The sequence below is a fragment of the Sulfitobacter sp. M13 genome, assembly GCF_053474885.1.
The window spans coordinates 2499864-2525554 of sequence record NZ_CM130281.1; the positions used below are offsets into that span (position 1 = coordinate 2499864).

A 25691-nucleotide genomic window follows, 5' to 3' on the forward strand; every position below is an offset into this window, starting at 1 on the left:
GGGCTGGGATTAACCAGGGCCAGCCTCTCGTCGTACCAGAAGATCAAGCGGGCTGGTCACGTTCTGAATCGTCTTGGTCGCCACCTTGGTATAGATCGTCGTCGTTTCCAGTTTAGCATGACCAAGCAAAACTTGGATTACTCGGATGTCAGTCCCGCTTTCCAGCAAGTGGGTCGCAAAACTATGGCGCATCGTGCTGGAAGCGCGTCTTCGACACGACGTATGAGGTGATACCTTCTTCTTGACCTCGGCAAAGTCGCAGGCCGCCCCGAAGGCACGGTTGAACTGGCGCGTCGAGATCGGATCGATGCGGTTGCGCCCCGGAAAGAGCCAGCCAGCGGGCCGGGCTTCGCGGTAGTAGTTGCGCAGCAGATCCAGCAGGCTTGGCGACAGCATGACCTGCCGATCCTTGAGGCCTTTACCTTGTTCGACCCGGATCAGCATCCGGTCACTGTCGATATCCCCGATCTTAAGATGGGTAACTTCACTGGCCCGCAGACCGCCGCCGTAAGCAACACTGAACGCCGCCCGGTACTTCAAGCCAGGTCCAGGCGCTACCTCAAGAATGCGCACAACTTCCTCGGCGCTGAGCACGATGGGGATCTTCTTGGCTGCCCGCTGATAGCGCATATGCGTCTTCATCTCTGGTCGAGGACAGGTCGCAGCGAAGAAGAAGCTCAGCACCGTCAGTCGAGAGTTGAAGGTCGGCGCGCCGACGCACCGTTCCTTCATATCCAGTTGAAACGCCCGTAAATCCTCCGGTGTCGCAGTATCCGGCGAGCGCCCCAAAAATCGCGTAAAATCCCGCATCCCGCGCAGATACATCGTCTGCGTCTTGGGCTGCAGCCCTTTGATTTGCATGTCTTCGAGAAATCGCTGGCGCAGCGCAGGTAAATATTGATCGGTCATAAAAACCTCCTGTTGGTCAGATTGAGAAGGTCTCAATCGTCCAACAGGTTCGTCAGTTCACAAAATCACCGCGCTCCAACCTATGCGCAACACACGCCAAAAGCGCCAATACCGCGAGAGCGGTTTCGTCCATGTCCGCAAACCGGCCTTCGAGCCGTCTTGCATCTTGGCGCGTGCAAAGATGGTCCGCTTTGCGGGTTGCCGCCGCAGCATCTTGTGGTTCGCTCGAAGGGCAGCTTTGGGCCTTTCGTGTTCCTCAAACACTATGGGCGGAAACCGGAAGTCCGCCGCACCTACGAGGTAAGATTGGTTCATAGGCGACAGCGGACATTCAAACGGAAACGAATTGGTGATTCTTTCAAAGGTGCGGGAAGCATCTCCGCGCCTTATTCACCGAACTTCGCCTCACTCTGGTCAGGGTGCTGTGCGCTCAGCGGCCAAGGCAGCATTCTCCAACGGGACACGTACTCCAGGCTTGGTTACATCCGGGTCGTAAGGCGTGCGCGCAAAGACCTCTTCAACCATAGGCGCAAAAAATTTGAGCGGCAGGTCATCATAGTCCGGGTCAAAGCTCGCCTGATCCCAATTTTCGCAAAAGGCTGCGCAGTCGTCGAAGTATGGGCTGTCCTTGAACCGATCCCGCTTGTTGGGGTCGCCGCCCACGTGGTGTCCATAATAGAGCATTTGGAAATCGCCATGCGCCTGGACACACCATACGCATTGCTCGCGCACAAAGGGGCGCAGGATCGTCGCTGCATATTCATCATGGTTATAGGGCGCGTAGATATCGCCAATGTCATGCAACAGCGCTGAGACTACCCAATCGATGTCGGCACCCGCGCGCCAAGCGCGTGTGGCGGACTGCAGTGAATGGCCCAAACGCGTGACCTTATAGCCCGACAAACTTTGGTCTAAATCAACCAATGCATCCATTAGCCGCTTCGCTGTATGCTTGGTGTGATCGACCTCATGGGCTGTCAGGAACTCGTATTCCTCTTTGGTGCCATCTTTCATCTGGGTGAACGCGACTTTTTCCAATATTTAACTCCTGCAATCTTTGCCACAGGATGCAGACCAATTGGCTTTACCGCAATCCATAAAAGTGGAATGCTACAATAACATATTGTTATCTAAACGAGACTTGATCGTGCGGCGAAAACTCCCCCCTCTCAACGCTTTTCTCGCCTTTGAGGCCGCTGCACGGCATAGAAACTTCACGCGTGCGGCGCAGGAATTGTCTGTCGCACAACCCGCCATTACGCGCCATGTGGCGCGGTTGGAGGACTGGATTGGCTCACCATTATTTCGTCGAAATGGCAGCGTCATCCAATTGACCCGTGAGGGAGCCCTTTTGTCAGATCTCGCGACAACCCTTTTGGACCGACTTGAACTTGGCATTCGGGATGTAACACGCATCGGCAAAAATGAGCTGGTCGTTGGTGCCTCGTTTGACGTTGCACATCTGTGGTTGATGCCAAAGATTAGTGCTCTGCGCCGGGCTTCCGAGGCCGCGGTAAATTTCATGACCGCCGATGATTATCGCGCCTTCGATGATCCGTCTGTCGACTTTTCGATCCGCTACGGTAAAGGAAGTTTTGGCGCAAATTGCGCGGACCTTCTGTTTAGTGAGCATTGCCAGATCATCGCATCACCCGGGTTTTTAGATAGTCATCCGGAATTCGATCCCGATGCGCCATTAACGACACTTGACCCACACCTTATTTTTGATCACGGCGACCCTCATGATGTCGGCTGGATCACTTGGCCCGTTTGGTGTGGCTTGACAGGTCAGTCCCTTCCCGACCCTGGGGAACTTTCCACGATCCGCAGTTACCCGACGATGCTTGACTTGGTAAGTGCAGGCGAAGGCATAGGGATTGGTACCAAGGGGTTAGAAGACGATCTGATTGCATCTGGAGCTATCGTCCGCGTTGGCGCACCGATCGCAAGGGAAGGCTTTGGATACTACATTGTTTATCGAAGGGAGCTTCTCGAAAAGCCGTCGTTCGCGCGACTTAGAGAACACCTACTTGACCAAGTGTGATTGGATATTTCTGTCCGTGTAGCGGTCATCCTAACCGAATAAAATACTGCGACCTGAACGAATGACTTCAAAACGGGCTGCGACCGCAGCATAAGCAGGTCGAGTCAAAGACCGGTATGGGCCGTTCTTGACGAACGGCCCAGAACATCAAATTTCGATGGCTTCGGCGATTGCGAGGGCATCTTCCAGCTCAAAGCCGAGATAGCGCACCGTACTGTCCATCTTGGTGTGACCCAATAGAAGCTGAACTGCGCGCAAGTTGCCCGTCTTTTTGTATATCTGCGTGACCTTCGTGCGCCGCATTGAGTGAGCTCCATAAGCGGTCACTTCTAAACCAATCGATGAAACCCATTCCCGCAGAATGCGGGCATACTGGCGGGTAGAGATGTGCAACCGCTCGTGAAAACGCCCGGGCCATAGGTACTCTGACCCAACCATCAGCGGGTGTTCCATTCACTTCGCGAGCGAGGCTCTGGTTCCCTCGGAAATCTCGAAGCGCACGGGTTTCTGGGTCTTGCTTTGGAGCACCGACGCCCGCGCCTTGATTTGGCCTGACGCCATAACATCGACCACTCTCATTTTGACCAAATCGCAGCCCAGCAGCTTGCTGTCGATGGCAAAGTTAAACAGCGCGAGATCGCGATGGTTCTCGGCAAGCTCAAGCCTGACCCGGATAGCCCACACATGCTTGAGTTTCAGTGGGCGCTTCTGACCGACAATGCGGCCCTTGTTCCAGGTGGGGCGAAGCGCGCGAATGGCAGGTAAGTTTTGTGTTTCAATGACTGATCCTCCGATCCGCCAATCCCTCCCACATCGACAACCCGACGTTGACTGAGCCAGCATATCACAGGATGCTGCAACGCATCCGAGGTCGGCTTGGAGCCCACAATAACGGATGCTGCGTTTAGTTTTAACGGCAGCTAAGCAGGTGAGCTACCCCCCCGAAAATCGGACACTGACGTAAGCTGCGATTTGTAGTCTGCTGATCTTCAACACGAAGGAGATCAGATATGTCGAAACGGAAGCAACATCATCCAGAGTTTAAGGCCAAGGTGGCGTTAGAGGCGCTGAAGGGTGAAGAGACGGTGAGCGAGCTTGCCAGCCGGTTCGGGGTTCATCCTACGATGATCCATCAATGGAAGCGGGCACTGCTTGAAGGCGCGTCAGGTGTCTTTGAACGCGGCGGTCGGAAGGCACCGGAAGTCGATGAAGAGCAGGTCAAAGATCTACATGCCAAGATCGGGGAGTTGGCCGTCGCCAACGATTTTTTGGCCAGAAAGCTCAAGCCTTGGACCGGCAGGTGAGGCGCAGGATGATTGAGCCGAACCTATCAGGTCTGTCAGTCAGCAAGCAGTGTGCGTTGCTGTCGATCTCGCGGGCGTCGTTTTACTATGAACCCAAGGGCGAGACGGAGAGGAACCTCGATCTGATGCGGCTGATCCATTGCCCGGCAGTCGAAACGCAGTTTCGATGAGAGGGGACAAGCAGTTCCTGGAGACCCCGTTTTACGGAGTGCGTCAGCCTCTCGGGACATTGCCTGCGGCAATACCCTGACGGCCAGTGGATGACATGGCATTTGCGCAATGAAGATCATCTGGTGAACGAAAAGCGGATCAGGCGTTTGATGCGGCTCATGCCGATTTATCAGAAACCCAACATCCCGCTGCCCGGCAACACATGCTTGCATGTGTGAGAGGGGCAAGGCTGCGAAAGGCCATAAGATTTACCCCTATCTGCTGCGTGGGCTGCGCGTGGACCGGCCCAACCAAGTCTGGTGCGCCGACATCACCTATCTACCGATGCGGCGAGGCTTTCTGTATTTGGTTGCCATCCTTTGCCCGGCAGTCGCTGCTTGCAGCGATGAGAGGGGTGGACTGGCACACGCGCAAGGTTCTGGCTTGGCGCATATCAAACACGCTCGAAGCGGAGTTCTGCGTCGACGCCCTGAACAAGGCCATCCACAAGTTTGGTTTGCCACAGATCATGAATACGGATCAGGGAAGCCAGTTCACATCGTTCGCATGGACGGATCGGCTGCGGCGATCAGCCGTGCGCATCCCCCCTCTCATGCATGTAAACATGCACTGCCGGGCAGTGGATGGACGGCAAAGGTCGCTTTCTCGACAATATCTTTGTCGAACGACTGTGGCGGTCTCTGAAATACGAGTGCGTATATCTGCATGCTTGGGAAACCGGCTCAGAAGCTAAGGCTGGCGTCAGAAAGTGGATCGCGTTCTACAACCACAAGCGCCCTCATTCCGCCCTTGGCGGCCAACCGCCTGCCGTGGTCTATTGGCAAAGAAACGAAACAACCAACCCCGATCAGCAGGTGCAAAGAGTAGCTTAATTTACGCCAGATACTGTCCAACTAATGGGCAGTAGCTCACTCGTTTGTTTTATGCCTGCGGCTTGGCCGTCGTTAGGGGCTAGCGCACCGGCCCCCTGTTCGCTGGAATGAGAGAACAAACTATCATCTTTCTCATTCCGAAACTGCTAAGATTTTGAAGTTAAAATAGCGCTCAATGCTATTCCGTATGTTTCCTCACGCCCTCAAGGATGTCTCGTTTATCCCCCTTTATTGCCGCACTAAACCATCGAACTCCATGAAGGATCCGTCCCCAGCCCGCGTCAATAAAATCAACAACTTACGCAAACTGGGCGCTAATCACCTTGTAAATGGCCGCCGAAACACTCCAAATGGGCTTCATATGCTTGTCTTTTCATCATCAAACTCACTCAAATTGCTTTAGCTGCAGCCGGATGTGCCGCCGCAGGTGTTGCACTTCATGCAAGTTCCATTGCGGACCAGTGTGTAGTTTCCGCATTCCCCACAGGCTTCGCCCTCGTAGCCTTGCATCTTTGCCTTCACCCGTGCGTCCATGCTGACTGCGCCGCTCGAGACCGCTGTGGTTGACCCCACGGTTGCTGACGCGGATAGCTGCGCAGCCTGAGGCATTGCACGGTCCAAAGTCTGGGTGCCGCCCTGCCCATGCCCGCCTTGCAGCAATACCAGATCCTGTGGCATCCGGTTGCGCAGATAGCCGGTTGAGCTAATCTGCCTGAGAACCTCCAGCGACCGCGTTGCCGCAGTTTCCGAGAGTTCTGAGACGTTCACAACGCTTTCCTGATCTCCGCGTCCGATGCTGTCAAAGCTGGCACCTTCAGGCTGGACATGGGCCAGATCAGTGCGATCTAGATAGGACACGGCCAGCTCGCGGAAGATATAGTCAAGAATAGAGGTCGCGTTCTTGATGCTGTCGTTTCCCTGAACCATGCCGGCGGGTTCGAACTTGGTGAAGGTGAATGCGTCAACGAATTCCTCGAGCGGGACACCGTATTGCAGGCCCACGGACACGGCGATGGCAAAATTGTTCATCATCGCGCGGAAGCCCGCGCCTTCCTTGTGCATGTCGATAAAGATCTCGCCCAAGGAGCCGTCTTCGTATTCACCGGTGCGCAGATAGACTTTGTGCCCGCCCACATTGGCCTTTTGGGTATAGCCCTTGCGCCGCTGAGGCATCTTTTCGCGGTGCGATTTGATGATCTCTTTGACAATAACTTTCTCGACGATCTTTTCAGCCAGCACGACAGCCTTCTCGTGGTTTGTGCCGGATTCCAGCGTTTCCGCCGCTTCATCGTCATCTTCGACCAACGCAGAGGCCAAGGGCTGCGACAGTTTCGATCCGTCACGGTAGAGCGCGTTGGCTTTCACCCCGAGGGACCAGGAAAGCTCGTACGCGCTTTGGCAGTCTTCGATGGTGGCGTCATTGGGCATGTTGATCGTCTTGGAGATCGCCCCCGATATAAACGACTGTGCTGCGGCCATCATGTAGATATGGCTGTCCACGGACAGATAGCGCTTGCCCTTTTTACCGCACGGGTTGGCACAATCGAAGATGGCATAGTGTACAGATTTGAGGAACGGCGCGCCTTCCAGCGTCATCGTCCCGCAGACGTGGTCGTTGGCTGCTTCGATGTCTTTTTTGGAAAAGCCCAAGGATTTCAACAGGTCAAACGTCGGATCATTCAGCTTTTCAGCCGGGATGCCCAGAACTTGGGTGCAGAATTCCTCGCCCAGGGTCCACTGGTTAAAGACAAAGCGGATGTCAAAGGCCTGCGCCAGTGCCGCGTCGATCTTGGCCAGCTCGTTGGGACCGAAACCGTGGCCGACCAGTGTCGTGTGGTTGATCGCCGGTGCGTTCCCGATGGTGCCGTGCCCAACAGCATAGCTTACAATTTCTTCGATCTGCGCAGAGCCATAGCCCAGTTTCGCGAGCGCTGCAGGTACCGATTGGTTGATGATCTTGAAATAACCACCCCCCGCGAGCTTCTTGAACTTGACCAGCGCAAAGTCGGGCTCGATCCCCGTGGTATCACAATCCATCACCAGACCAATAGTACCCGTAGGCGCGATGACGGATGTTTGCGCGTTGCGATACCCGTGTTTCTCGCCAAGGCGCAGGGCCTCGTCCCACGTTGCCGTTGCAATGGCGATCAGGTTGGCTTGGGGGCAGTTGGCTTGATCCAGCGGTACGGGCTTGACCGAAAGCGCCTCGTAGCCGTCTGCATTTCCATACGCCGCATTGCGGTGGTTGCGAATGACGCGCAGCATGTGGTCTGCGTTCTTGGCATGGCCCGGGAAGGCCCCCAATTCACCGGCCATCTCGGCCGAGGTTGCATAAGATACGCCGGTCATGATCGCGGTCAGCGCACCACAAAGCGCACGGCCTTCAACACTGTCGTAGCTAAAGCCCATGTTCATCAGCAAGCCGCCAATGTTGGCATAGCCCAGACCCAGCGTGCGGAAGTCGTAAGACCTCTGCGCGATTTCCTTGGACGGGAACTGCGCCATCATCACCGAAATTTCCAGCGTAACAGTCCACAAACGCGAAGCGTGCATATAATCTTCGACCATGAACTCCCCGTCTTGCAGGAAGGTCAGCAGGTTCATCGACGCCAGGTTACAGGCCGTGTCGTCCAAGAACATGTATTCAGAACAGGGATTTGACCCACGGATCGCACCATCTTCGGGGCATGTGTGCCAGTCGTTGACCGTGTCGTGGTACTGGATGCCGGGATCGGCGCAGGCCCATGCCGCGTGGCCGACCTGTTCCCACAGATCACGGGCGCGGATGGTTTTCGACACGCGCCCTGTGGTGCGGTCCAGCAGTTCCCAATCGGCGTCTTTCTCGACGGCATGCAGGAACGCGTTGGTGACGCGGATCGAGTTGTTGGAGTTCTGGCCCGAAACGGACGAATAGGCTTCGGAATCCCAGTCGGTATCATAGGTCGGGAATTCAATCGACGTGTGGCCCTGTTTGGCATAATCCAGTACGCGCTTGACGTATGTTTCTGGGATCGCGCATTTTTTGGCGCTGCGGATTGCTGCTTTCAGCTGTTCGTTTTTCGCGGGGTCATAGGCATCGGCTTGTGTCCCATCCCACGCCTTGATCGCGGCGAAAAGCTTGTTCAGCTCGCGTTCATGCATCTTGGAGCCGGCGACGATAGATGCGACCTTCTGTTCTTCGATGACCTTCCAGTTGATGAAGTCCTCGATATCGGGGTGGTCCGCATCGACGATAACCATCTTGGCCGCGCGCCGCGTGGTGCCGCCGGATTTGATCGCGCCCGCCGCACGGTCACCGATCTTGAGGAAGCCCATCAGACCCGACGACTTGCCGCCGCCCGACAGCTTCTCCCCTGCCCCGCGAAGGCTGGAAAAGTTGGTGCCCGTGCCGGACCCGTATTTGAACAGACGCGCTTCGCGGACCCACAGGTCCATAATGCCGCCGTCGCCGACCAGATCATCAGCAACCGACTGGATGAAACACGCATGGGGCTGCGGGTGTTCGTAAGAAGAGGTCGAACGCGTCAGCTTGCCAGTTTTATAATCAACGTAATAATGCCCCTGCGCCGGCCCATCGATGCCATAGGCCCAGTGCAGACCGGTGTTGAACCATTGCGGGCTGTTGGGAGCACCGCGCTGGCTGGCCAGAATGTGGCGCATCTCGTCATAATAGGCTTGGGCGTCTTCTTGGGTGGTGAAATAGCCACCTTTCCAGCCCCAATAGGCCCAGGCACCGGCAAGGCGGTCGAACACCTGCTTGGAGGATGTCTCTCCGCCCATCGTGGCACCCTCGGTGGGTACGGAACGCCACAGGAATTCCGGCACCCCCTTTTCTTTGACCTTCTTGGTCTCGGAGGGCACGCCCGCTTTGCGGAAATACTTCTGGGCAATCACATCAGAGGCGACCTGGCTCCAGCTTGAGGGCACTTCGACGTTATCGAGGCGAAAAACCACTGACCCGTCAGGATTGCGGATTTCGGAGGCGGTGCTCACAAAGTCCAGTTCAGCATATGCATCCTGACCGGATTGCGTGAATTTTCTTTCGATTTTCATAAGTGCCGCCCCAATTTCCAAACTCTCAACCCGCGGCATGATGAAGCCGCTCGACGCTGTCGCAGGTGTGCATCGTCGCCTGTACACCGGTCAGGCCGGCCTCGCATTGGTGCCATTTTAACTGGCGCAAACCCGCGATACCTGAAGTCACCTGATCCAAGCGCCGCCCCTATCTGACACCAGATATAGTGCCACGCCCATCAACTCACACAAACTGGCGTATGCAGCCCTATCGGGTCAACGGGTTTATTATCGTCTTACGGAAACTAGAGGCTTGACCGGATCGGCATTTTTTGAAGCTTTGGCGAATGCGGCGATTCAGCAAAATGATATGCACAGAGCACAAACGGGGTGACCCGAATGTGGCATCTCGGATAAAGTTAACAGACACTGGCGTTTAGCACAGTTGCCTCATGCATCGCCTGAGTTATCCACAAAACACCGCACAGCGGGCTGGGGATAAGAAATGCTGAACTGTGGACTATTATTTTTTTTAGCAGTCACCAGATCTAGACTGCAAGGCGGGGCTATTTGGCCACATCTAGAAGGCGGTTCTGTTGCAAAAAGGTAAGATTGCACACAAATACAGCGTTCTGATCTGCATAAAGCAGACCAGGAACACTATATGTGGTGGTTCTTAAAGTGGTCGGGGCGAGAAGATTCGAACTTCCGACCCCCTGTACCCAAAACAGGTGCGCTACCAGGCTGCGCCACGCCCCGACTGCGGCCTACTTAGCCCCAAGCAATCGGATTGAAAAGCCCTAACTGCACAGAAAATGATAGTTTTTGAAGAACTAACAAGGCCACGCGGGATTACGCCCTGCAAAGGCAGGATGGCGCAGCTGTGTGCCGGTGGTAATACCCATGCGCGCGCTTAATCCGCCGTTAATTTCCAACACAGCAAGCAACGCATCACTGCCCCCCTCCAGCGGAGATTCGTCGAGCGGAATGGCATTGCGGTGGATATTCTGAACCACACCCCGCGCATCGATGAACAACAGGTCCAGCGGAATCAATGTGTTACGCATCCAAAAGCTAAGACGTTGGGGTCTGTCATAAATAAATAGCATGCCTGCACTGCCCGGCAGCGATGTGCGATGCATCAACCCTTGGGCGCGTTCACCGTCATCATCGGCGACCTCGACGCTGAACCGCGCCTGCCCCCAGTCCCCGCGCAAGGTCACGCTGTCTACGCGACACGCAGCGGACGCGCCGCTTGCAACGGTAACCGCAGCAAGCGCAAGAACGCCCGCGCGGATCAGCTTTGCGCGGTGCCGGATGAATCGAGCCGTATCGTTTCCCATGCATGTACCTCTGCCGCCATTTGCCCGCGCTCACCTTGGATGACACGCAGCGCCAGCGCCTCGCCCGGCTGCAAATCCGACAGACCCGACTGGCGCAACACCTCTATATGTAGAAAGATGTCTTCGCTTTTGCCAAACACATTTGCGAAACCAAAGCCCTTTGACTTGTCGAACCATTTGACCCGGGCGGGTTCCAGTGGTGCTGCAGCCACAAGGGCGGGGTCGATGCCCACAATATCGGACAGGGCCATGGCCTGGGCTGAGGCAGGCGGGTGCACGGCATGGATTTGGGTCGCTTGCACACCGCGTTCGGTCTTGTGAACCGTGAGATCAATACGCGCGCCATCCGCGACAGAGCTTTGACCGTAATTGCGTAACACATTGACGTGCAACAGGATATCGGGCCCGCCTGAGTCAGAGACAACGAAACCGAACCCCTTTGCGGGGTCGAACCATTTCACCACGCCGGAAACGGCAGAGCTATTGCTGGATACTTCTGACACAAATGTCCTTTGGTCTTCTCTAGGTCAGGCAACTGTGTGCCCGCGTACAAAATATCAGCGACAAAAAATCGCCTTATGGGTTTAATCTCGTTACGCTCCAATCGTCGCTTGGTCCGGCACGTCGCCAGACAAAACGGTCATGCAATCTATACTCTCCGTCAGCCCAGAACTCTATCTCAACCGGCGTAATCCGGTAGCCGCCCCAAAAAGCGGGGCGGTCTGGGTTTGGTCCCTTCTTGGCGGTAACCTTTGCCACCTCGGTGACCAAGGCCGCGCGGCTGGCAAGAGGGGACGATTGGTCAGAGGCCCAAGCCCCCAACCGGCTTTTGAGCGACCGTGATTTATAATAAGCGTCCGCCTGTGGGCCTTCTTCTTTTGTAATGGTGCCGCGCACACGAATTTGTCGGCGCAGCGATTTCCAATGCATCACAAAGGCGGCTTTGCCCGCCTGATCCAGTTCCTGCGCTTTGGCGCTGGTATAATTGGTGTAAAAGACAAAGGCCGCGTCTTCTATATCTTTCAGCAGAACCATCCGCGCATTAGGCAACCCGTCCGCATCCACAGTGGAAAGCGCGATAGCGTTCGGGTCGTTGATCTCGGTATTTGTGGCTTCATCGAGCCAGCGGCGTGCAATGTTGAAAGGGTTATCGCCGGCAAATATACCTTTGCGCGCTTCCATAATCCTGACCCCCTTCTATGCGCAGCAGCGCAATCTTGCGCCATTGCTGTATATCAAATGACATATAAGAACAACTAAAGACACCCCCGCGCCTAGATCCGCCGAGGCGATTTTCTACGGAATGCTCTGAAAGTGCCGCGCTCATCGTGCAGCCTTGATGCCAAACTATCAATAGCATAAACCGGATAAAAGCTCAGTGACATAGTCGAAGGAAAAACAATGGCAAATGACCTTATGGCAGGCAAACGTGGACTTATCATGGGCCTTGCCAATGACAAGTCGATTGCCTGGGGAATCGCACGCATTCTTGCTGACGCCGGTGCAGAGCTGGCGTTTTCCTATCAGGGCGAAGCGCTGAAAAAGCGTGTTGGCCCGCTGGCAGAACAGTTGGGAAGCGACATTGTTCTGCCCTGTGACGTTGGGTCGGAAGAGTCGATCGATGCGTTGTTCACTTCTCTTGGCGAACGCTGGGACGGGATCGACTTTATCGTGCACGCGATCGGGTTCTCGGACAAAAACGAATTGCGCGGGCGTTATGTGGACACCAGCCGCGCCAACTTTGCAATGTCGATGGACATCTCTGTCTATTCCTTCACCGCTGTGATGCAGCGCGCGGAAAAGATGATGAAGCCGGGCAGTAGTGCGGTGACCCTCACCTATTACGGTGCGGAAAAAGTGATGCCGCATTATAACGTGATGGGCGTCGCCAAGGCTGCACTGGAAGCGTCGGTTAAATATCTGGCCGAAGATCTGGGCAAAGACGGCATCCGCGTCAACGCGATCAGCGCCGGCCCGATCAAGACTTTGGCCGCCTCGGGCATCGGCGACTTCCGCTATATCATGAAGTGGAACGAGTATAATTCGCCGCTGCGCCGCAATGTCACAATCGACGATGTGGGTAAATCGGCGCTGTTTCTGCTCAGCGATCTTGGGTCTGGCACCACGGGCGAGAACCTGCATGTGGACGCGGGCTATCATGTTGTTGGCATGAAAGCCGTCGACGCCCCAGACATGACAAAGGAATAACGACATGAGCAAGGATGCCTCGCGCCTGCCCCACGAAAAAGGGTTCCACATCAGCTGGGACCAGATTCACCGTGACAGCCGAGCGCTGGCGTGGCGATTGGACGGTATGGGCCCTGACGATGGCGGCTGGCGGGCTGTGGTCGCCATCACCCGTGGCGGTATGGCCCCCGCGATGATCGCCGCGCGCGAGCTGGACATCCGCACCGTCGATACGATTTCGATCAAGTCCTACGACCATCAGGACCAATCAGAAGCGGTCGTACTGAAAGCCCCCGATGCCGAGTTGATGGGCGACGGAACGGGCATCTTGATCATCGACGATCTGGTGGATTCAGGCAAAACCCTCGAGGTCGTCCGCCAGCTTTACCCCAATGCACATCTGGCGACGGTCTATGCCAAGCCCAAAGGACGCCCGCAGGTGGATACGTTCATCACCGAGGTCAGCCAGGATACTTGGATTTTCTTTCCTTGGGACATGGCCTTGCAATACGTCGAACCCTACCGCGGCAAGGACTGAACGCGCGCCCGAAGACACATGCCTTCGGCGAGGATTCAGAACCATTTGGAAGCAGACGCTGCGTGCAGTCTAGGGCTCCATCCAGGTTCGCTCGCCGGAGCATCCCCTCCCTCGCCTAGCCAGGAGCACCTTTGACATGATCCCGCGTACCGCAGCGACTTTCTCTCCTCCGGTGATGGAGGCGCGCCGGTGGTTGACAGGCGTCCATTTTGACGCTGACCGGCCCTTGATCAACGTCAGTCAGGCTGCCCCTGTCGACCCGCCCCCGCAGGCGATGCGTCAGGCTATGGCGGATGTCGCGCTGAATAATGATGACGCGCATCTTTATGGTCCAGTTTTGGGTCTGCCCGAATTGCGCGACGAGCTGGCCGCTCAGGTCAGCGCCCATTACGCCGGTGCCGTGGAACCTGCGCAGGCGGCAATTACATCAGGCTGCAATCAGGCATTTGCCGCTGCGATTGCCACGCTTTGTACCGAGGGCGACGAGGTGATCCTGCCGGTGCCTTGGTACTTTAACCATAAGATGTGGCTGGATATGTCGGGCGTGGCCGCCGTGCCGCTGGCTGTGGGCGACGCGCTTTTGCCTGATCCCGATCACGCGGCCTCGCTCATTACCGACCGCACCCGCGCCATTGCCTTGGTGACGCCAAATAACCCCGGCGGCGTCGAATATCCCGAAGAGCTGGTGCAGGCGTTTTTCGATCTGGCCCGCGCCCGCGGCATCGCGCTGATCGTAGATGAAACCTATCGTGATTTCGACAGCCGTTCAGGCCCGCCGCACCGTCTGTTTCAAGACCCCGACTGGCATGACACGCTGATCCACCTCTATTCCTTTTCCAAAGCATACCGTCTGACGGGGCACCGCGTGGGTGCGATTGTCGCATCAGAAGACCGGCTGACCGAAGTCGAGAAGTTCCTTGATACGGTTGCCATCTGCCCCGGGCAGATCGGACAGCATGCCGCCCTTTGGGGGATGCAGAACCTTGACAGCTGGCTTGCCGGCGAGCGGCGTGAAATACTTGCGCGGCGTCAGGCCATCGCGGATAGCATGCACAGGTTGGACGCCAAAGGCTGGAAGCTTTTGGGGCTTGGTGGCTATTTTGCCTATATGTCCCATCCGTTTGAGGAAAGCTCTGCTTTGCTGGCCCCGAGGTTGGTACGCGATGCGGCGGTTCTGACGTTGCCCGGCACGATGTTCCACCCGACAGACGACCCCACCGGCGCGCGTCATTTGCGGATCGCCTTTGCCAATCTGGATGTCGCAGGGATCGACGTGCTGTTTGACCGCCTGACACAGGTTTAACGGGCCTCTTGCCCCCCTGCTACGCACCGCATAGACAGGGCAAAATGTGCGTTTAAGGGATGAGACCATGAAAGCCAAAGGCAACAGCTTTACGAAAACCGCAGTATGGGGGCTCATGGGTCTTTTGATCCTGGGTCTAGGCGGTTTTGGGGCGGTCAATCTGAACGGCAGCGCACGCACCGTCGGCGAAGTGGGCGATAAATCGATCTCAGTCGATAATTATGCCCGCGAGCTGCAACAGCAGATCCGCGCCATCGAAAGCCAGTCCGGCGAGCAGCTTAGCTTCCAAGAGGCGCAAGCCATAGGTCTGGACCGCGCCGTGCTGCAACGTTTGGTGCGTTTGCGCGCGCTGGACAATGAGGCTGACGAAATGGGTTTGTCGATCGGTGACACAAACCTGCGCGAACGTGTTGTCGACATTCCGTCTTTCCAAGGCGTGGACGGCAACTTTGACCGCGAGGGATATCGTTTCGCGCTGCAACAGGCCGGTCTGAGCGAAAACGAATTCGAACAATCCCTGCGCGAAGAAGCAGGCCGGACGCTGCTGCAACAGGCAATCACCGGCGGTGTTTCCATGCCCGAAGCCTATGCGAATACGCTGGTGTCCTATGTGGGCGAGCAACGCAGTTTTACATGGGCCAAGCTGACCCAAGATGATCTTGATACGCCCCTGCCCGACGCGACTGATGCGCAGCTGCAAGCCTTTTATGACGACAATGCCGATCGCTTCATGCTGCCCGCCAGCAAGACGATCACCTACATCACGATGGGTCCGCAGGATCTTTTGGACGAGGTTGAGCTGACCGACGAAGAGCTGCAGTCCGCCTATGACGACCGCGCCGACGAGTACATCCAGCCAGAACGCCGTCTGATCGAACGTCTGGTCTTTCGTGATCAGGAAGCTGCCGATCAGGCCGCCGCCGCACTGGAGGTTGACGGCACCACCTTCGAGGCGCTTGTGGCCGACCGTGGTTTGTCCCTGTCGGATGTTGATTTGGGGGACCTGAGCCAGCAACAGCTTGGCGCAGCGGGCGACGCTGTGTTCAACGCTGAAGTCGGCGATATTGTCGGCCCCCTGCCCAGCAACCTCGGGCCTGCATTGTTCCGTGTAAACGGCGTGCTGCCGTCGCTGAATACCACCTTCGAAGAGGCGCGCCCGACGCTGGTACAAGACTTGGCCGCCGACCGCGCTGCGCGTCTGGTCGAGGTCCGCGCCCGTGATCTGGACGATCAACTGGCCGGTGGTGCCACGCTCGAACAGATCGCAGAAGACAGCAAAATGACCCTCAGCACTATTGAATGGACGCAGGACAGCAGCGAAAGCATCGCTGCCTATGCCGGTTTCCGCGAAGCCGCGACGCGCCTGACCGAGAATAATTTTCCACAGATCGAACAGCTGGATGACGGCAGCGTATTTGCCATGCGTCTTGACGGCACCAAAGAAGAACGCCCCAACCCGTTCGACGCCGCGCGCGCCGATGTGGCAGCGGCATGGCAAAACGAACAGTTGATCGACGCCCTGCGTGCCAAAGCAGAAACCTTGCAGGCAGAGCTTGCTGATGGAGGCGATTTCGCGGAGCTGGGGCTTGAGCCCAAGACCGGTACCGACCAGTCTCGCGATGCCGTTGTCAGTGCTGCCCCCCAAGGGTTCATTGCCGCTGTGTTTGATGCAGCAGCCGGTGATGTGAAGCTGCTTGAAGGCACCGACGAGGTCGCACTTGTGCGCCTTGATAGCATAAAAGATGCAGCCGAGGATGACCGGATGACACAGGTGAAAACCCAGATTGCCACGCAGCTGGATGATCAGCTTTCTCAGGCGCTGTTTGCTGCGTTTTCCGACGATGTGATCCGCCGCACGGCACCGCGCGTCGACCAGCAGGCGATTGACGCCGTTCACGTGAACTTCCCCTAAGGTAGGTCTCCCATGTCATTGACACCCGATTATGACAGCTTTGCCGCAGGATATGCCGCAGGCAAGAACCAGATCGTTTACACCCGTCTGGCAGCCGATCTGGACACGCCTGTCTCGTTAATGCTGAAACTCACCGGTGCCGCGCAGAACGCCTTTGTGCTGGAATCGGTGACCGGCGGCGAAGTGCGTGGACGCTATTCCATCATCGGCATGAAGCCGGACCTGATCTGGCGCTGTCAGGGTACCACGTCGGCGATCAACCGTGCGGCACGCTATGATGTCGATGCGTTTGACGACGTCGAAGGCAACCCGCTGGACACGTTGCGCGCAGTGATCGCGGAATCGAAAATCGACCTGCCCGATGACCTGCCGCAAGCCGCTGCCGGTTTGTTCGGGTATCTGGGCTATGACATGATCCGGCTGATCGAACACCTGCCGAATGTGAACCCCGATCCCTTGGGGCTGCCCGATGCAATGATGGTGCGCCCCTCGGTGATTGCGGTGCTGGACGGCGTCAAGGGAGAGGTCACTATCGTCTCCCCCGCTTGGGTGTCGGACGGGCAATCGGCCAAGGCCGCCTATGCCCAAGCCGCCGAGCGTGTGATGGATGCGGTGCGCGATCTGGAACGGTCCATGCCCGGCACCAGCCGTGATCTGGGCGAAGCGCACGAAGAAGCGGCCCCCGTCAGCAACTTCACCCGCGACGGCTATAAATCCGCGATCGAGAAAGCCCGTGAATATATCGTGGCAGGCGACATCTTTCAGGTGGTGCCGTCGCAACGGTGGGCGCAAGGGTTCTCGCAGCCGCCGTTCGCGCTCTATCGCAGTTTACGCCGGACCAATCCGTCGCCCTTCATGTTCTATTTCAATTTCGGTGACTTTCACGTCGTCGGGGCCTCGCCCGAAATCCTCGTACGAGTGTTCGGTGACGAGATCACGATCCGTCCCGTCGCGGGCACCCGCCGCCGTGGTGCTACGCCAGAGGAAGACCGCGCCCTCGAGGCCGACTTGCTGGCCGACGAGAAAGAGCTGGCCGAACACTTGATGCTGCTTGATCTGGGCCGCAACGATGTCGGCCGCGTCGCTAAAATCGGCACCGTGCGCCCAACCGAAGAATTCATCGTCGAACGCTATAGCCACGTGATGCATATCGTGTCCAATGTCGTGGGCGAGCTGCGTGAAGACCGCGATGCGCTGGACGCGTTCTTTGCCGGGATGCCAGCGGGCACCGTATCAGGGGCCCCCAAAGTCCGCGCGATGGAGATTATCGACGAGCTTGAGCCCGAGAAACGCGGGCTTTATGGCGGCGGTGTCGGATACTTCAGCGCGGGCGGAGACATGGACATGTGCATCGCGCTTCGGACTGCCGTGATCAAAGATAAAACCCTGTATATTCAAGCCGGTGGTGGTGTTGTCTATGACAGCGATGCCGAGTCCGAATATATGGAAACGGTCCATAAGTCCGATGCAATCCGGCGTGCTGCGGCGGATGCGGCACGGTTTGCGGGCCAAGGGAATAGCTGAGGATGCCGACGCAAGCCCCGTTCGAGATTTCGGGCCAACAAGTCGCGCCCGGCTCTCGTGTGCAGATTGACCTACCGATCTCGATCCTGCCGGACCACACGCCTGTTGGCCTCTCGCTTGAGGTGATACACGGCAAACGCCCCGGCCCTACGATGTTTGTCAGCGCCGCCGTCCATGGCGACGAGCTGATCGGGGTGGAGATCGTGCGCCGTCTGCTGCGCGCGCCGCAGTTGAAATCGTTGCGGGGCACGCTGCTGGTGATCCCAGTGGTAAACTCCTTTGGCTTTTTGAACCGGTCGCGGTATCTGCCGGACCGTCGCGATCTGAACCGCTGTTTTCCAGGGCATCCGTCGGGGTCATTGGGATCGCGGCTGGCGCATATCTTTTTGAATGACGTGGTGCTGCGCTGTGATTTCGGTATCGATCTACACTCTGCCGCGATCCATCGCACCAACCTGCCGCAGGTGCGTATTTCTCCATCAGACGCCGTAACGCGGCGCATGGCCGCCAGCTTTGCTGCGCCGGTTGTCCTGACCTCTCCGCTGCGCGACGGGTCGCTACGCGCGGTCGCTGCCGCCAAGGGTACGCCCGTGCTGCTGTACGAGGCTGGCGAAGGGCTGCGGTTTGACGAGATGGCTGTGCGGGCGGGCGTTGCGGGCATTCTGCGGGTGATGCATGTCGAAGACATGCTGCCTGCCAAGGGCATTGCCCCCTCGCGCCGCCAGTCACATGTCTGCTCCAGCTCGACCTGGTTGCGCGCGCCGGTCGGTGGCTTGCTGCGCACCTTCCGTGCCGAGGGTGAAACCGTTAAAGAAGGCGACGCTTTGGCAACCGTCTCCGATCCGTTTGGTAAGACCGAAGAAGACATTACCGCCCCTCATGACGGCATCCTGATCGGCCGCGCGATCCTACCTGTGGTGAACGAGGGCGATGCGGTGTTTCATCTGGCCAAGCTGCTGCCAAGGGCCGTGGCGGATACAGTCGAAGACATGATCACCCAGCTGGAAAGCGACCCGCTGTTCGACGAAGACGAGATTATCTAGGTCAATTGAAACGGGCGCAGTGCGTCCGTTTCAATTCCGTTTGCCTCTATGTCACTTTGCCGTGGCGCTTGTCAGGACGGCTGATATCGGTGCCAGCGCGACTTGGCTTGCACGGTCCTGCAATCCCCAGACCAACAACGCCGAGATCGTCTCGGGGCGCATCCGGCCCATCATGATCACCGACCCTTCGATGCCCGCCTTGAATGCGGCCTGATCCAGAAAGCGCCGGATCACGGTGGACGTCTGGCCCTTGCTGTCAAAGTCGCGGAACACAGGTGCTGCGGGCACACCCTCTTTGACGGCCAGTTTCGGCATGGTGTTCAACCCTTTATCCTGGGTCACCAGGCCATAGCCGCTCTGCCCGAGGATCGCCGTCACCTGATCGGCCGTGGCCCGGTCCGGTTGCAGGCCGGCACCCAACCCTTCAAGCACACCGATCACCTCTGGCAATCGCGAAAAGGCCACCGCCAGCGTGGTTTCGGCATCGCTGGGCTGCGCGCCTTGGGGCAGGTCGACCATCGCCAGCACCTCGAAGCCTTCGTCGCGGTAGATCTTCATGCGTTCTGCCGCGTCTGGCAGGCTGACATCAACCGCAAAGCTTAGAGGGTAGGGAAAGCTGCGTAATGCGGCGATGCCGACCTCGCCGCCCAGAAGATCGCTGCCGACATCCATCAACAGCACGCTCATCAGGGGTTTGTCGTCGGGGTTGGCAAAAGCCTGACCGAAACGGGTGATCGCCGGGCCTTGCATTGCGGCTTGGGCGTCGGGGGCGACCTGTTCACCTGACTGCGCCGTAGGCAAGCGGTTGATCGTGACGCCTGTATCGCGCTCCGATGTAATCGCCGCTGGCGTTCCAATCGTGGGGCGCCCGTCCGTGCGTTCGTCAGGCGCACCAAAAACGACATCGGCTGGTGTCTCCGTGGGCTGCGCGTCGGGGGCACTTGGCGCGGTGGCAATGTCGGTATCCGGCGTGGGTGTCGCGGGGGCCGCAATGTCTGCATCGGCCTGTACGCGCGGTGCCGTCTGGGTTTCAATCGCGAGCGTATCCGGTGCGGAGGGCTCCATCGGGGCAAGCGCCATCGGGTTCGGCAGGATCGGATCATCAAGCGCAATGTCCGGTGCCGCCGCATCAGGTAGGGTGACAGACGCTGCAGCGTCAATATCCAGCGCGACCAGCGGTGCGGGTGCAGGTTCAGGCGCTTGTTCTACCTCGGTTTCTGCCATCTTACCCAATTCTGCATCTGGCGCAGCATCGGGGGTGTTCTCTGCTTGAAGTACCTCGGCAGCAGCAGCCTCGCCCTCGCCCTCGGACACCGCAACGTCCGGTTCATCCCCCTCGGGCACCCCTTCACTCTGCGGTTCAGGCATCGGCTCTGCGACAGGATCAGGCACTACCACGATCACAACATCGTCAGTGCTTTGCGCCAAATCCTCGGGCGGCGCGACGACCAGTGGCCGAGGTACTTGCGCCGCCTCAGGGGCTTGGGTCGCATCGTCACGATCACCCTCACCGCTTTGCGCAGGTGCGGTCGGCAACGGCGCAGGCCCGATAGGCACCATAAACGAAGCAACCCCAGCCACGCCAACACTGAACACCGCACCAATAAGGATACCGCCAATAAACCCGCGTGACATATTATGATCGCTCCTGTTTTTGTTCCGGTTCGCGCGGCTCTGCCGGCCTGCTGCCCTTGACGATGGGTCTTAACCCTGAACATGTATTAGTGGACATTATACCGTGTTTTTGCGCGGTTCCTCTAGCCCTAAACCCTGCCCCAATACAAAGAATTACCGTATGCTGCTCTTGATCGATAACTACGATAGCTTCACCTACAACCTGGTACACTATCTGGGTGATCTCGGGGCCGAAGTTGAAATCCGCCGCAACGATCAAATCGACGTGCAGGCCGCGATGGCGATGAACCCGTCGGGGATCATCCTGTCCCCCGGTCCGTGCGACCCTGATCAGGCGGGCATCTGTCTGGCGCTGACCGCTGCGGCTGCCGAGACACGCACGCCGCTGTTGGGCGTGTGCCTCGGGCATCAAACGCTTGGTCAGGCATTTGGCGGCAAGGTCGTGCGCGCGGGTGAGATCGTGCACGGCAAAATGGGCATGATGCACCACGAGGGTCAGGGCGTTTTTGCGGGGCTGCCGTCACCCTTTGCAGCGACACGCTATCATTCGCTGATCGTCGAGCGCGCCACCCTGCCCGACTGCCTTGAGGTCACCGCAGAGCTTGAGGATGGTACGATCATGGGCTTGCAGCACCGCGACCTGCCCCTGCATGGCGTGCAGTTTCACCCTGAATCGATCCGTTCGGATCACGGGCACCAGATGCTGCAAAACTTTCTGAACAACGTAAAGGTGCCCGCATGAGCGATGCTCTGAAACCTCTTATCGATGCGGCTGCCAATGGCCCGCTGACGCGCGATCAGGCCGAAGCAGCGTTCCAGATCCTGTTCGAGGGCGAAGCCACCCCAAGCCAGATCGGCGGCTTCCTGATGGCCCTGCGCACCCGCGGCGAAACGGTGGATGAATATGCCGCCGCAGCCTATGTGATGCGCGCCAAATGCCACCCCGTCAACGCACCCGAAGGCGCAATGGACATCGTGGGCACCGGCGGAGATGGCAAGGGCACGCTGAATATCTCTACCGCGACGGCCTTTGTCGTGGCGGGTGCGGGCGTTGTGGTGGCCAAACATGGCAACCGGAACCTGTCGTCTAAATCCGGTGCCGCAGATGCGCTGACCCAGATGGGCCTCAAGGTCATGGTCGGGCCCAAGGTCGTCGAAGCTGCCCTGCGCGATGCCGGCATCGGTTTCATGATGGCCCCGATGCACCATCCCGCGATTGCCCATGTCATGCCCACACGGTCCGAGCTGGGGACCCGTACGATATTCAACATCCTCGGTCCGCTGACCAACCCCGCTGGCGTAAAGCGACAGCTCACCGGTGCCTATCGCCGCGATCTGATCCGCCCGATGGCCGAAACGCTTGGCGCGCTCGGGTCTGAAAAAGCGTGGCTTGTGCATGGGTCTGACGGAACGGACGAGCTGACGATCACGGGTACCAGCTGGGTCGCAGCCCTGAACCCAGACGGCACCATCTCCGAGTTCGAAATCACGCCCGAAGACGCCGGACTGCCCGTACATCCGTTCGAAGACATCATTGGCGGCACACCCGAAGAAAACGCACGTGATTTCAACGCACTGCTGGATGGCACCCCCTCGGCCTACCGTGACGCGGTTTTGCTTAATTCGGCAGCGGCACTGGTGGTGGCGGATGCGGCACCAGACCTGAAAGCCGGCGTTGAGATGGCGCGTCACAGCATCGACAGCGGTGCTGCGCGTGACAAAATTACCCAAGTCGCGCGGATCACACAAACCGCATGAGCACGCTCGATCTGTCGCGGCTCGGGGCTTGGCGCGATCTTGCATTTTTTGACGATACCCTGCCGGGGATCGCCACAACGCTCGCTGCGGAAGTGCGCCAAATTTTACCACCGCAACCGCAAATCTTTGCCGCGCTTGAACACACGCAACCCGATGCGGTGCGGGTGGTGATCCTGGGCCAAGACCCCTATCCCACCCCCGGCCATGCCCATGGTTTTGCCTTTTCGGCCCACGCCGACACCAAACCACTGCCCCGCTCGCTGTCCAACATCTTTAAAGAGATGACCGACGACCTCGGGGCCTGTCCGCGCACTGCCGACCTACGGTTCTGGGCGGATCAGGGCGTGCTGCTGCTGAACACGACGTTGACGGTCCCGGCAGGGGATGCAGGCGGCCATGCCAAGCTTGGGTGGCATCTGCTGACGATGCAAATTCTGGACCGCCTGTCGGACCGTCCCCGCGCCTATCTTCTGTGGGGGGCCCATGCGCAAAAGGCAGCACGAAACGTGGACGGCGTAGCGAACCTTAAGCTGGAAACCCCGCACCCTTCGCCGCTGTCTGCACGACGTGGGTTTTTCGGGTCACGCCCGTTCTCGCGCTGCAATGACTGGTTGCACGCCCAAGGCCAAGGCTCCATAAACTGGGCAACCCCGGAGACATCATGACCGATACCAACACTGGCACCATCCTAGACAAGATCAAAGCCTACAAGCTGGAAGAGATCGCCGCCGACAAGGCCGCCAAACCGCTTGAGGCCGTAGAGGCAGAGGCACGCGCAGCTTCGCCCGTGCGCCCCTTTGCCGACGCGCTGTTCGACGCGTCGCGCGAAGGCTACGGACTGATCGCAGAGGTCAAGAAAGCAAGCCCCTCCAAGGGATTGATCCGCGCCGACTTTGACCCTGCTACCCTGGCTGCTGCCTATGCCGCCGGTGGGGCGACCTGCCTGTCGGTACTGACGGATACGCCCAGTTTCCAAGGGGCAAAAGAGTATCTGGTGGCCGCGCGTGAGGCGTGCACCCTGCCCGTGCTGCGCAAGGATTTCATGTACGATCCCTATCAGGTCGCCGAAGCCCGCGCGCTTGGGGCCGATTGCATTTTGATCATCATGGCATCGGTCAGTGACGCACAGGCCATAGAGCTTGAAGACGCCGCCGCACAATGGGGCATGGACGCGCTGATCGAAGTGCATGACAAGCAAGAACTGGACCGCGCTGCCGTGCTCAACAGCCGCATGATGGGGATCAACAATCGCAACCTCAAAACCTTCGAGACATCGCTGGATACCACGCGTCTGCTGTCAAAACATGTGGATGTGGAAAAGATGATCGTGTCTGAAAGCGGGCTGAACACGCCCGGCGATCTGGCCGATATGGCGAAATACGGATCGCGTGTGTTCCTGATTGGGGAAAGCCTGATGCGCCAAGACGATGTAGAGGTCGCAACCCGCAACTTGCTTGCGACGCCGCTGCGTCCGGGGGGCATGTAATGGCGCTTACGCATTTTGACGGCAAGGGCGACGCTCATATGGTCGACGTGTCGGACAAGCCCGTCACATCACGCGTCGCCACCGCGAAAACCCACATCAAGATGCAGCGCGAAACCTTTGATATCATTACCGAAGGTCGCGCAAAGAAAGGTGACGTCATGGGCGTCGCCCGTTTGGCTGGCATCATGGCTGCAAAGCGTACCGCTGACCTGATCCCTCTGTGTCACCCGCTGCCCATCACCAAAGTCTCTGTTGAACTTACGCCGGACCCCGATCTGCCGGGGCTTCAGATCGAAGCGACGGTCAAGACTACCGGTCAGACCGGTGTCGAGATGGAAGCATTGACGGCTGCCTCGGTCACTGCGCTGACCGTCTATGACATGGCCAAGGCCGTGGACAAAGGCATGGAAATCGGCGGTTTGCGCGTCGTGCTGAAAGATGGCGGCAAATCCGGCCGGTATGAGGCCGAATGATCTCCGTCAGCGACGCCCTGTCGCACCTCTTTGATCTCGTAGACGCCACCACGGTGGAACAGGTCAGCCTACGACAGGCGGCCGGTCGCGTTCTGGCGACGGACGTCGTTGCAGCCCGCACGCAGCCCCCCTTTGCCGCGTCCTCAATGGACGGCTACGCGCTGCGCCAGACCGAGGTCGAACCAGACGCCATGTTCAAGGTCATCGGCGAAGCCGCCGCAGGCCACCGGTTTGACGGTGTGGTCAAGGCCGGACAAGCCGTGCGTATCTTTACCGGAGCCCCCGTGCCCGAGGGCGCTGATTTCGTTGTTATTCAAGAGGATACAACCCGTCGTGGCGATCTGATCATGCTTGGGCACGACATCGGAGCCAAAACCAACATCCGCCCGGCCGGCGGCGATTTTCACGCAGGCGACACGATGGAAGCCCCGCGTCTGCTGCGCCCCGCTGATATCGCCCTGCTTGCGTCAATGAACGTGGCAACGCTGCCAGTCTATGCCAAGCCCCGCGTGGCGATCATCGCCACCGGGGACGAACTGGTGCAACCAGGCGAGGTGCCAAACCCCGATCAGATCATTGCGTCAAATACCTTTGGCCTTGCCGCTTTGCTGGAACAACACGGTGCGCAGTGTCGCATGATCCCGATCGCCCGCGATACGGTACCATCGTTAACACAAGCCTTTACCATGGCGCAGGATGCCGACCTGATTATCACCATTGGCGGTGCTTCTGTCGGCGATCACGATCTGGTCGCCCCTGTCGCCGCGCAAATGGGGATGGAGCAGTCTTTTTACAAAGTCGCCATGCGCCCCGGCAAGCCTCTGATGGCGGGGCGGTTGCGCGATGTGGCGATGATCGGCCTGCCCGGCAATCCGGTATCAGCTATGGTCTGCGGCGCCGTCTTTGTCGTACCTGTCTTGCATAAAATGCTGGGGCTACCGGCCGTCCCTGCCACCCGTGTTGAGATGCCCCTTGGGGTCGATTTACCCGCCAACGGACCGCGTGAACATTACATGCGTGCGATGGTGCGTGACGGGGCGGTTCACCCCGAAAGCAACCAAGACAGTTCGCTGCTGGGTATCCTGTCACGCGCCGACGTGCTGATGGTCCGCCCGCCCGACGACGGCCCACGTCAAGCCGGAGAAACCATTGGTTGTATCGCCCTCTGACTGTTG

General features: G+C 58.3%; 20 protein-coding genes, 1 tRNA gene and 2 pseudogenes. 14 read left to right on the forward strand and 9 right to left on the reverse strand.

From position 1 onward, the window contains the following. Positions 1 to 9: 9 nt before the first annotated feature. Both ACVBAU_RS12035 and ACVBAU_RS12040 read right to left on the reverse strand, forming a co-directional pair. Positions 10 to 909 (reverse strand): tyrosine-type recombinase/integrase, encoded by a 900-nt coding sequence (locus tag ACVBAU_RS12035; protein ID WP_448326579.1) that lies wholly within the window; start codon positions 907 to 909, stop codon positions 10 to 12. A gap of 414 nt (positions 910 to 1323) precedes the next feature. After that, a complete protein-coding gene (locus ACVBAU_RS12040) occupies positions 1324 to 1923 on the reverse strand; it encodes an HD domain-containing protein (protein WP_448328981.1) in 600 nt (199 codons plus the stop codon). 64 nt (positions 1924 to 1987) lie between these two features. On the opposite strand from ACVBAU_RS12040, the gene ACVBAU_RS12045 reads away from it, so the two are divergent. Then, positions 1988 to 2953, forward strand: coding sequence for a LysR family transcriptional regulator (locus ACVBAU_RS12045; protein WP_448326581.1), 966 nt, complete (start codon positions 1988 to 1990; stop codon positions 2951 to 2953). A 147-nt stretch (positions 2954 to 3100) separates the two neighbouring features. On the opposite strand, the pseudogene ACVBAU_RS12050 reads toward ACVBAU_RS12045, so the two are convergent. Further along, positions 3101 to 3733 (reverse strand): annotated as a pseudogene (locus ACVBAU_RS12050) (tyrosine-type recombinase/integrase). 230 nt (positions 3734 to 3963) lie between these two features. Between ACVBAU_RS12050 and ACVBAU_RS12055 the strand changes: the two are divergent. Next, positions 3964 to 5300: pseudogene (locus tag ACVBAU_RS12055) on the forward strand (IS3 family transposase). 399 nt (positions 5301 to 5699) lie between these two features. On the opposite strand, the gene ACVBAU_RS12060 reads toward ACVBAU_RS12055, so the two are convergent. From ACVBAU_RS12060 to pdxH, 5 genes are all read right to left on the reverse strand, one after another. Next, on the reverse strand, positions 5700 to 9353 hold the full coding sequence (locus tag ACVBAU_RS12060; RefSeq protein WP_448326583.1) for a vitamin B12-dependent ribonucleotide reductase: 3654 nt from the start codon (positions 9351 to 9353) through the stop codon (positions 5700 to 5702). A 643-nt stretch (positions 9354 to 9996) separates the two neighbouring features. Further along, positions 9997 to 10073 (reverse strand) — tRNA-Pro (locus ACVBAU_RS12065). A gap of 74 nt (positions 10074 to 10147) precedes the next feature. Next, positions 10148 to 10657, reverse strand: a complete 510-nt coding sequence (locus ACVBAU_RS12070) for a DUF192 domain-containing protein (protein ID WP_335744166.1) — start codon at positions 10655 to 10657, stop codon at positions 10148 to 10150. Further along, positions 10612 to 11160 carry a cold-shock protein gene (locus tag ACVBAU_RS12075; protein ID WP_171048887.1) on the reverse strand — a complete coding sequence of 183 codons (549 nt, stop codon included), beginning with the start codon at positions 11158 to 11160 and terminating at the stop codon, positions 10612 to 10614. The genes ACVBAU_RS12070 and ACVBAU_RS12075 overlap by 46 nt, the downstream gene beginning before the upstream one ends. A 73-nt stretch (positions 11161 to 11233) precedes the next feature. Then, complete coding sequence (pdxH, locus tag ACVBAU_RS12080) at positions 11234 to 11839, reverse strand: pyridoxamine 5'-phosphate oxidase (protein WP_335744167.1); 606 nt, start codon at positions 11837 to 11839, stop codon at positions 11234 to 11236. Between the two features lie 219 nt (positions 11840 to 12058). On the opposite strand from pdxH, the gene fabI reads away from it, so the two are divergent. The 6 genes from fabI to ACVBAU_RS12110 all read left to right on the forward strand — a co-directional run bounded on the left by fabI (position 12059) and on the right by ACVBAU_RS12110 (position 19164). Next, positions 12059 to 12865, forward strand: coding sequence for an enoyl-ACP reductase FabI (gene fabI / locus ACVBAU_RS12085; RefSeq protein ID WP_138923101.1), 807 nt, complete (start codon positions 12059 to 12061; stop codon positions 12863 to 12865). Positions 12866 to 12869: 4 nt separating this feature from the next. Beyond that, positions 12870 to 13382 (forward strand): xanthine phosphoribosyltransferase, encoded by a 513-nt coding sequence (gpt, locus tag ACVBAU_RS12090; protein ID WP_138923100.1) that lies wholly within the window; start codon positions 12870 to 12872, stop codon positions 13380 to 13382. A gap of 136 nt (positions 13383 to 13518) precedes the next feature. Continuing rightward, complete coding sequence (locus ACVBAU_RS12095) at positions 13519 to 14685, forward strand: aminotransferase (RefSeq protein WP_448326587.1); 1167 nt, start codon at positions 13519 to 13521, stop codon at positions 14683 to 14685. Positions 14686 to 14752: 67 nt separating this feature from the next. Next, complete coding sequence (locus tag ACVBAU_RS12100) at positions 14753 to 16597, forward strand: peptidyl-prolyl cis-trans isomerase (protein ID WP_448326588.1); 1845 nt, start codon at positions 14753 to 14755, stop codon at positions 16595 to 16597. A 12-nt stretch (positions 16598 to 16609) separates the two neighbouring features. Further along, positions 16610 to 18121, forward strand: a complete 1512-nt coding sequence (gene trpE / locus ACVBAU_RS12105) for an anthranilate synthase component I (protein WP_448326590.1) — start codon at positions 16610 to 16612, stop codon at positions 18119 to 18121. 2 nt (positions 18122 to 18123) lie between these two features. Then, positions 18124 to 19164 carry a succinylglutamate desuccinylase/aspartoacylase family protein gene (locus ACVBAU_RS12110; protein WP_448326592.1) on the forward strand — a complete coding sequence of 347 codons (1041 nt, stop codon included), beginning with the start codon at positions 18124 to 18126 and terminating at the stop codon, positions 19162 to 19164. A 51-nt stretch (positions 19165 to 19215) separates the two neighbouring features. Here the strand turns inward: ACVBAU_RS12110 and ACVBAU_RS12115 are convergent, their stop codons facing one another. Continuing rightward, positions 19216 to 20799: a divergent polysaccharide deacetylase family protein gene (locus ACVBAU_RS12115; protein WP_448326594.1), complete on the reverse strand. Its 1584-nt coding sequence runs from the start codon at positions 20797 to 20799 to the stop codon at positions 19216 to 19218. Positions 20800 to 20959: 160 nt separating this feature from the next. Between ACVBAU_RS12115 and ACVBAU_RS12120 the strand changes: the two genes are divergently transcribed. The 6 genes from ACVBAU_RS12120 to ACVBAU_RS12145 are packed head-to-tail and all read left to right on the forward strand — an operon-like array spanning position 20960 to position 25685. Further along, complete coding sequence (locus ACVBAU_RS12120; RefSeq protein WP_448326596.1) at positions 20960 to 21541, forward strand: anthranilate synthase component II; 582 nt, start codon at positions 20960 to 20962, stop codon at positions 21539 to 21541. Beyond that, positions 21538 to 22557 (forward strand): anthranilate phosphoribosyltransferase, encoded by a 1020-nt coding sequence (gene trpD, locus ACVBAU_RS12125; RefSeq protein WP_138923093.1) that lies wholly within the window; start codon positions 21538 to 21540, stop codon positions 22555 to 22557. Before ACVBAU_RS12120 ends, trpD begins: the two co-directional genes overlap by 4 nt. Then, a complete protein-coding gene (locus ACVBAU_RS12130; RefSeq protein ID WP_448326598.1) occupies positions 22554 to 23222 on the forward strand; it encodes a uracil-DNA glycosylase in 669 nt (222 codons plus the stop codon). Before trpD ends, ACVBAU_RS12130 begins: the two co-directional genes overlap by 4 nt. Beyond that, positions 23219 to 24043: an indole-3-glycerol phosphate synthase TrpC gene (gene trpC / locus ACVBAU_RS12135; RefSeq protein WP_448326600.1), complete on the forward strand. Its 825-nt coding sequence runs from the start codon at positions 23219 to 23221 to the stop codon at positions 24041 to 24043. Before ACVBAU_RS12130 ends, trpC begins: the two co-directional genes overlap by 4 nt. After that, on the forward strand, positions 24043 to 24516 hold the full coding sequence (gene moaC, locus ACVBAU_RS12140) for a cyclic pyranopterin monophosphate synthase MoaC (RefSeq protein WP_138923090.1): 474 nt from the start codon (positions 24043 to 24045) through the stop codon (positions 24514 to 24516). The genes trpC and moaC overlap by 1 nt, the downstream gene beginning before the upstream one ends. Then, positions 24513 to 25685 carry a molybdopterin molybdotransferase MoeA gene (locus ACVBAU_RS12145; RefSeq protein WP_448326602.1) on the forward strand — a complete coding sequence of 391 codons (1173 nt, stop codon included), beginning with the start codon at positions 24513 to 24515 and terminating at the stop codon, positions 25683 to 25685. The genes moaC and ACVBAU_RS12145 overlap by 4 nt, the downstream gene beginning before the upstream one ends. The last annotated feature ends 6 nt before the right edge of the window (positions 25686 to 25691 follow it).

Excerpts from the sequence above, each read along its gene's own strand:
- ACVBAU_RS12035 (WP_448326579.1), bottom strand. The coding sequence starts at position 909 with ATGACCGATCAATATTTACCTGCGCTGCGCCAGCGATTTCTCGAAGAC.
- ACVBAU_RS12040 (WP_448328981.1), bottom strand. The coding sequence starts at position 1,923 with ATGAAAGATGGCACCAAAGAGGAATACGAGTTCCTGACAGCCCATGAG.
- ACVBAU_RS12060 (WP_448326583.1), bottom strand. The coding sequence starts at position 9,353 with ATGAAAATCGAAAGAAAATTCACGCAATCCGGTCAGGATGCATATGCT.
- ACVBAU_RS12070 (WP_335744166.1), bottom strand. The coding sequence starts at position 10,657 with ATGGGAAACGATACGGCTCGATTCATCCGGCACCGCGCAAAGCTGATC.
- pdxH (WP_335744167.1), bottom strand. The coding sequence starts at position 11,839 with ATGGAAGCGCGCAAAGGTATATTTGCCGGCGATAACCCTTTCAACATT.
- fabI (WP_138923101.1), top strand. The coding sequence starts at position 12,059 with ATGGCAAATGACCTTATGGCAGGCAAACGTGGACTTATCATGGGCCTT.
- gpt (WP_138923100.1), top strand. The coding sequence starts at position 12,870 with ATGAGCAAGGATGCCTCGCGCCTGCCCCACGAAAAAGGGTTCCACATC.
- ACVBAU_RS12095 (WP_448326587.1), top strand. The coding sequence starts at position 13,519 with ATGATCCCGCGTACCGCAGCGACTTTCTCTCCTCCGGTGATGGAGGCG.
- ACVBAU_RS12100 (WP_448326588.1), top strand. The coding sequence starts at position 14,753 with ATGAAAGCCAAAGGCAACAGCTTTACGAAAACCGCAGTATGGGGGCTC.
- trpE (WP_448326590.1), top strand. The coding sequence starts at position 16,610 with ATGTCATTGACACCCGATTATGACAGCTTTGCCGCAGGATATGCCGCA.
- ACVBAU_RS12110 (WP_448326592.1), top strand. The coding sequence starts at position 18,124 with ATGCCGACGCAAGCCCCGTTCGAGATTTCGGGCCAACAAGTCGCGCCC.
- ACVBAU_RS12115 (WP_448326594.1), bottom strand. The coding sequence starts at position 20,799 with ATGTCACGCGGGTTTATTGGCGGTATCCTTATTGGTGCGGTGTTCAGT.
- ACVBAU_RS12120 (WP_448326596.1), top strand. The coding sequence starts at position 20,960 with ATGCTGCTCTTGATCGATAACTACGATAGCTTCACCTACAACCTGGTA.
- trpD (WP_138923093.1), top strand. The coding sequence starts at position 21,538 with ATGAGCGATGCTCTGAAACCTCTTATCGATGCGGCTGCCAATGGCCCG.
- ACVBAU_RS12130 (WP_448326598.1), top strand. The coding sequence starts at position 22,554 with ATGAGCACGCTCGATCTGTCGCGGCTCGGGGCTTGGCGCGATCTTGCA.
- trpC (WP_448326600.1), top strand. The coding sequence starts at position 23,219 with ATGACCGATACCAACACTGGCACCATCCTAGACAAGATCAAAGCCTAC.
- moaC (WP_138923090.1), top strand. The coding sequence starts at position 24,043 with ATGGCGCTTACGCATTTTGACGGCAAGGGCGACGCTCATATGGTCGAC.
- ACVBAU_RS12145 (WP_448326602.1), top strand. The coding sequence starts at position 24,513 with ATGATCTCCGTCAGCGACGCCCTGTCGCACCTCTTTGATCTCGTAGAC.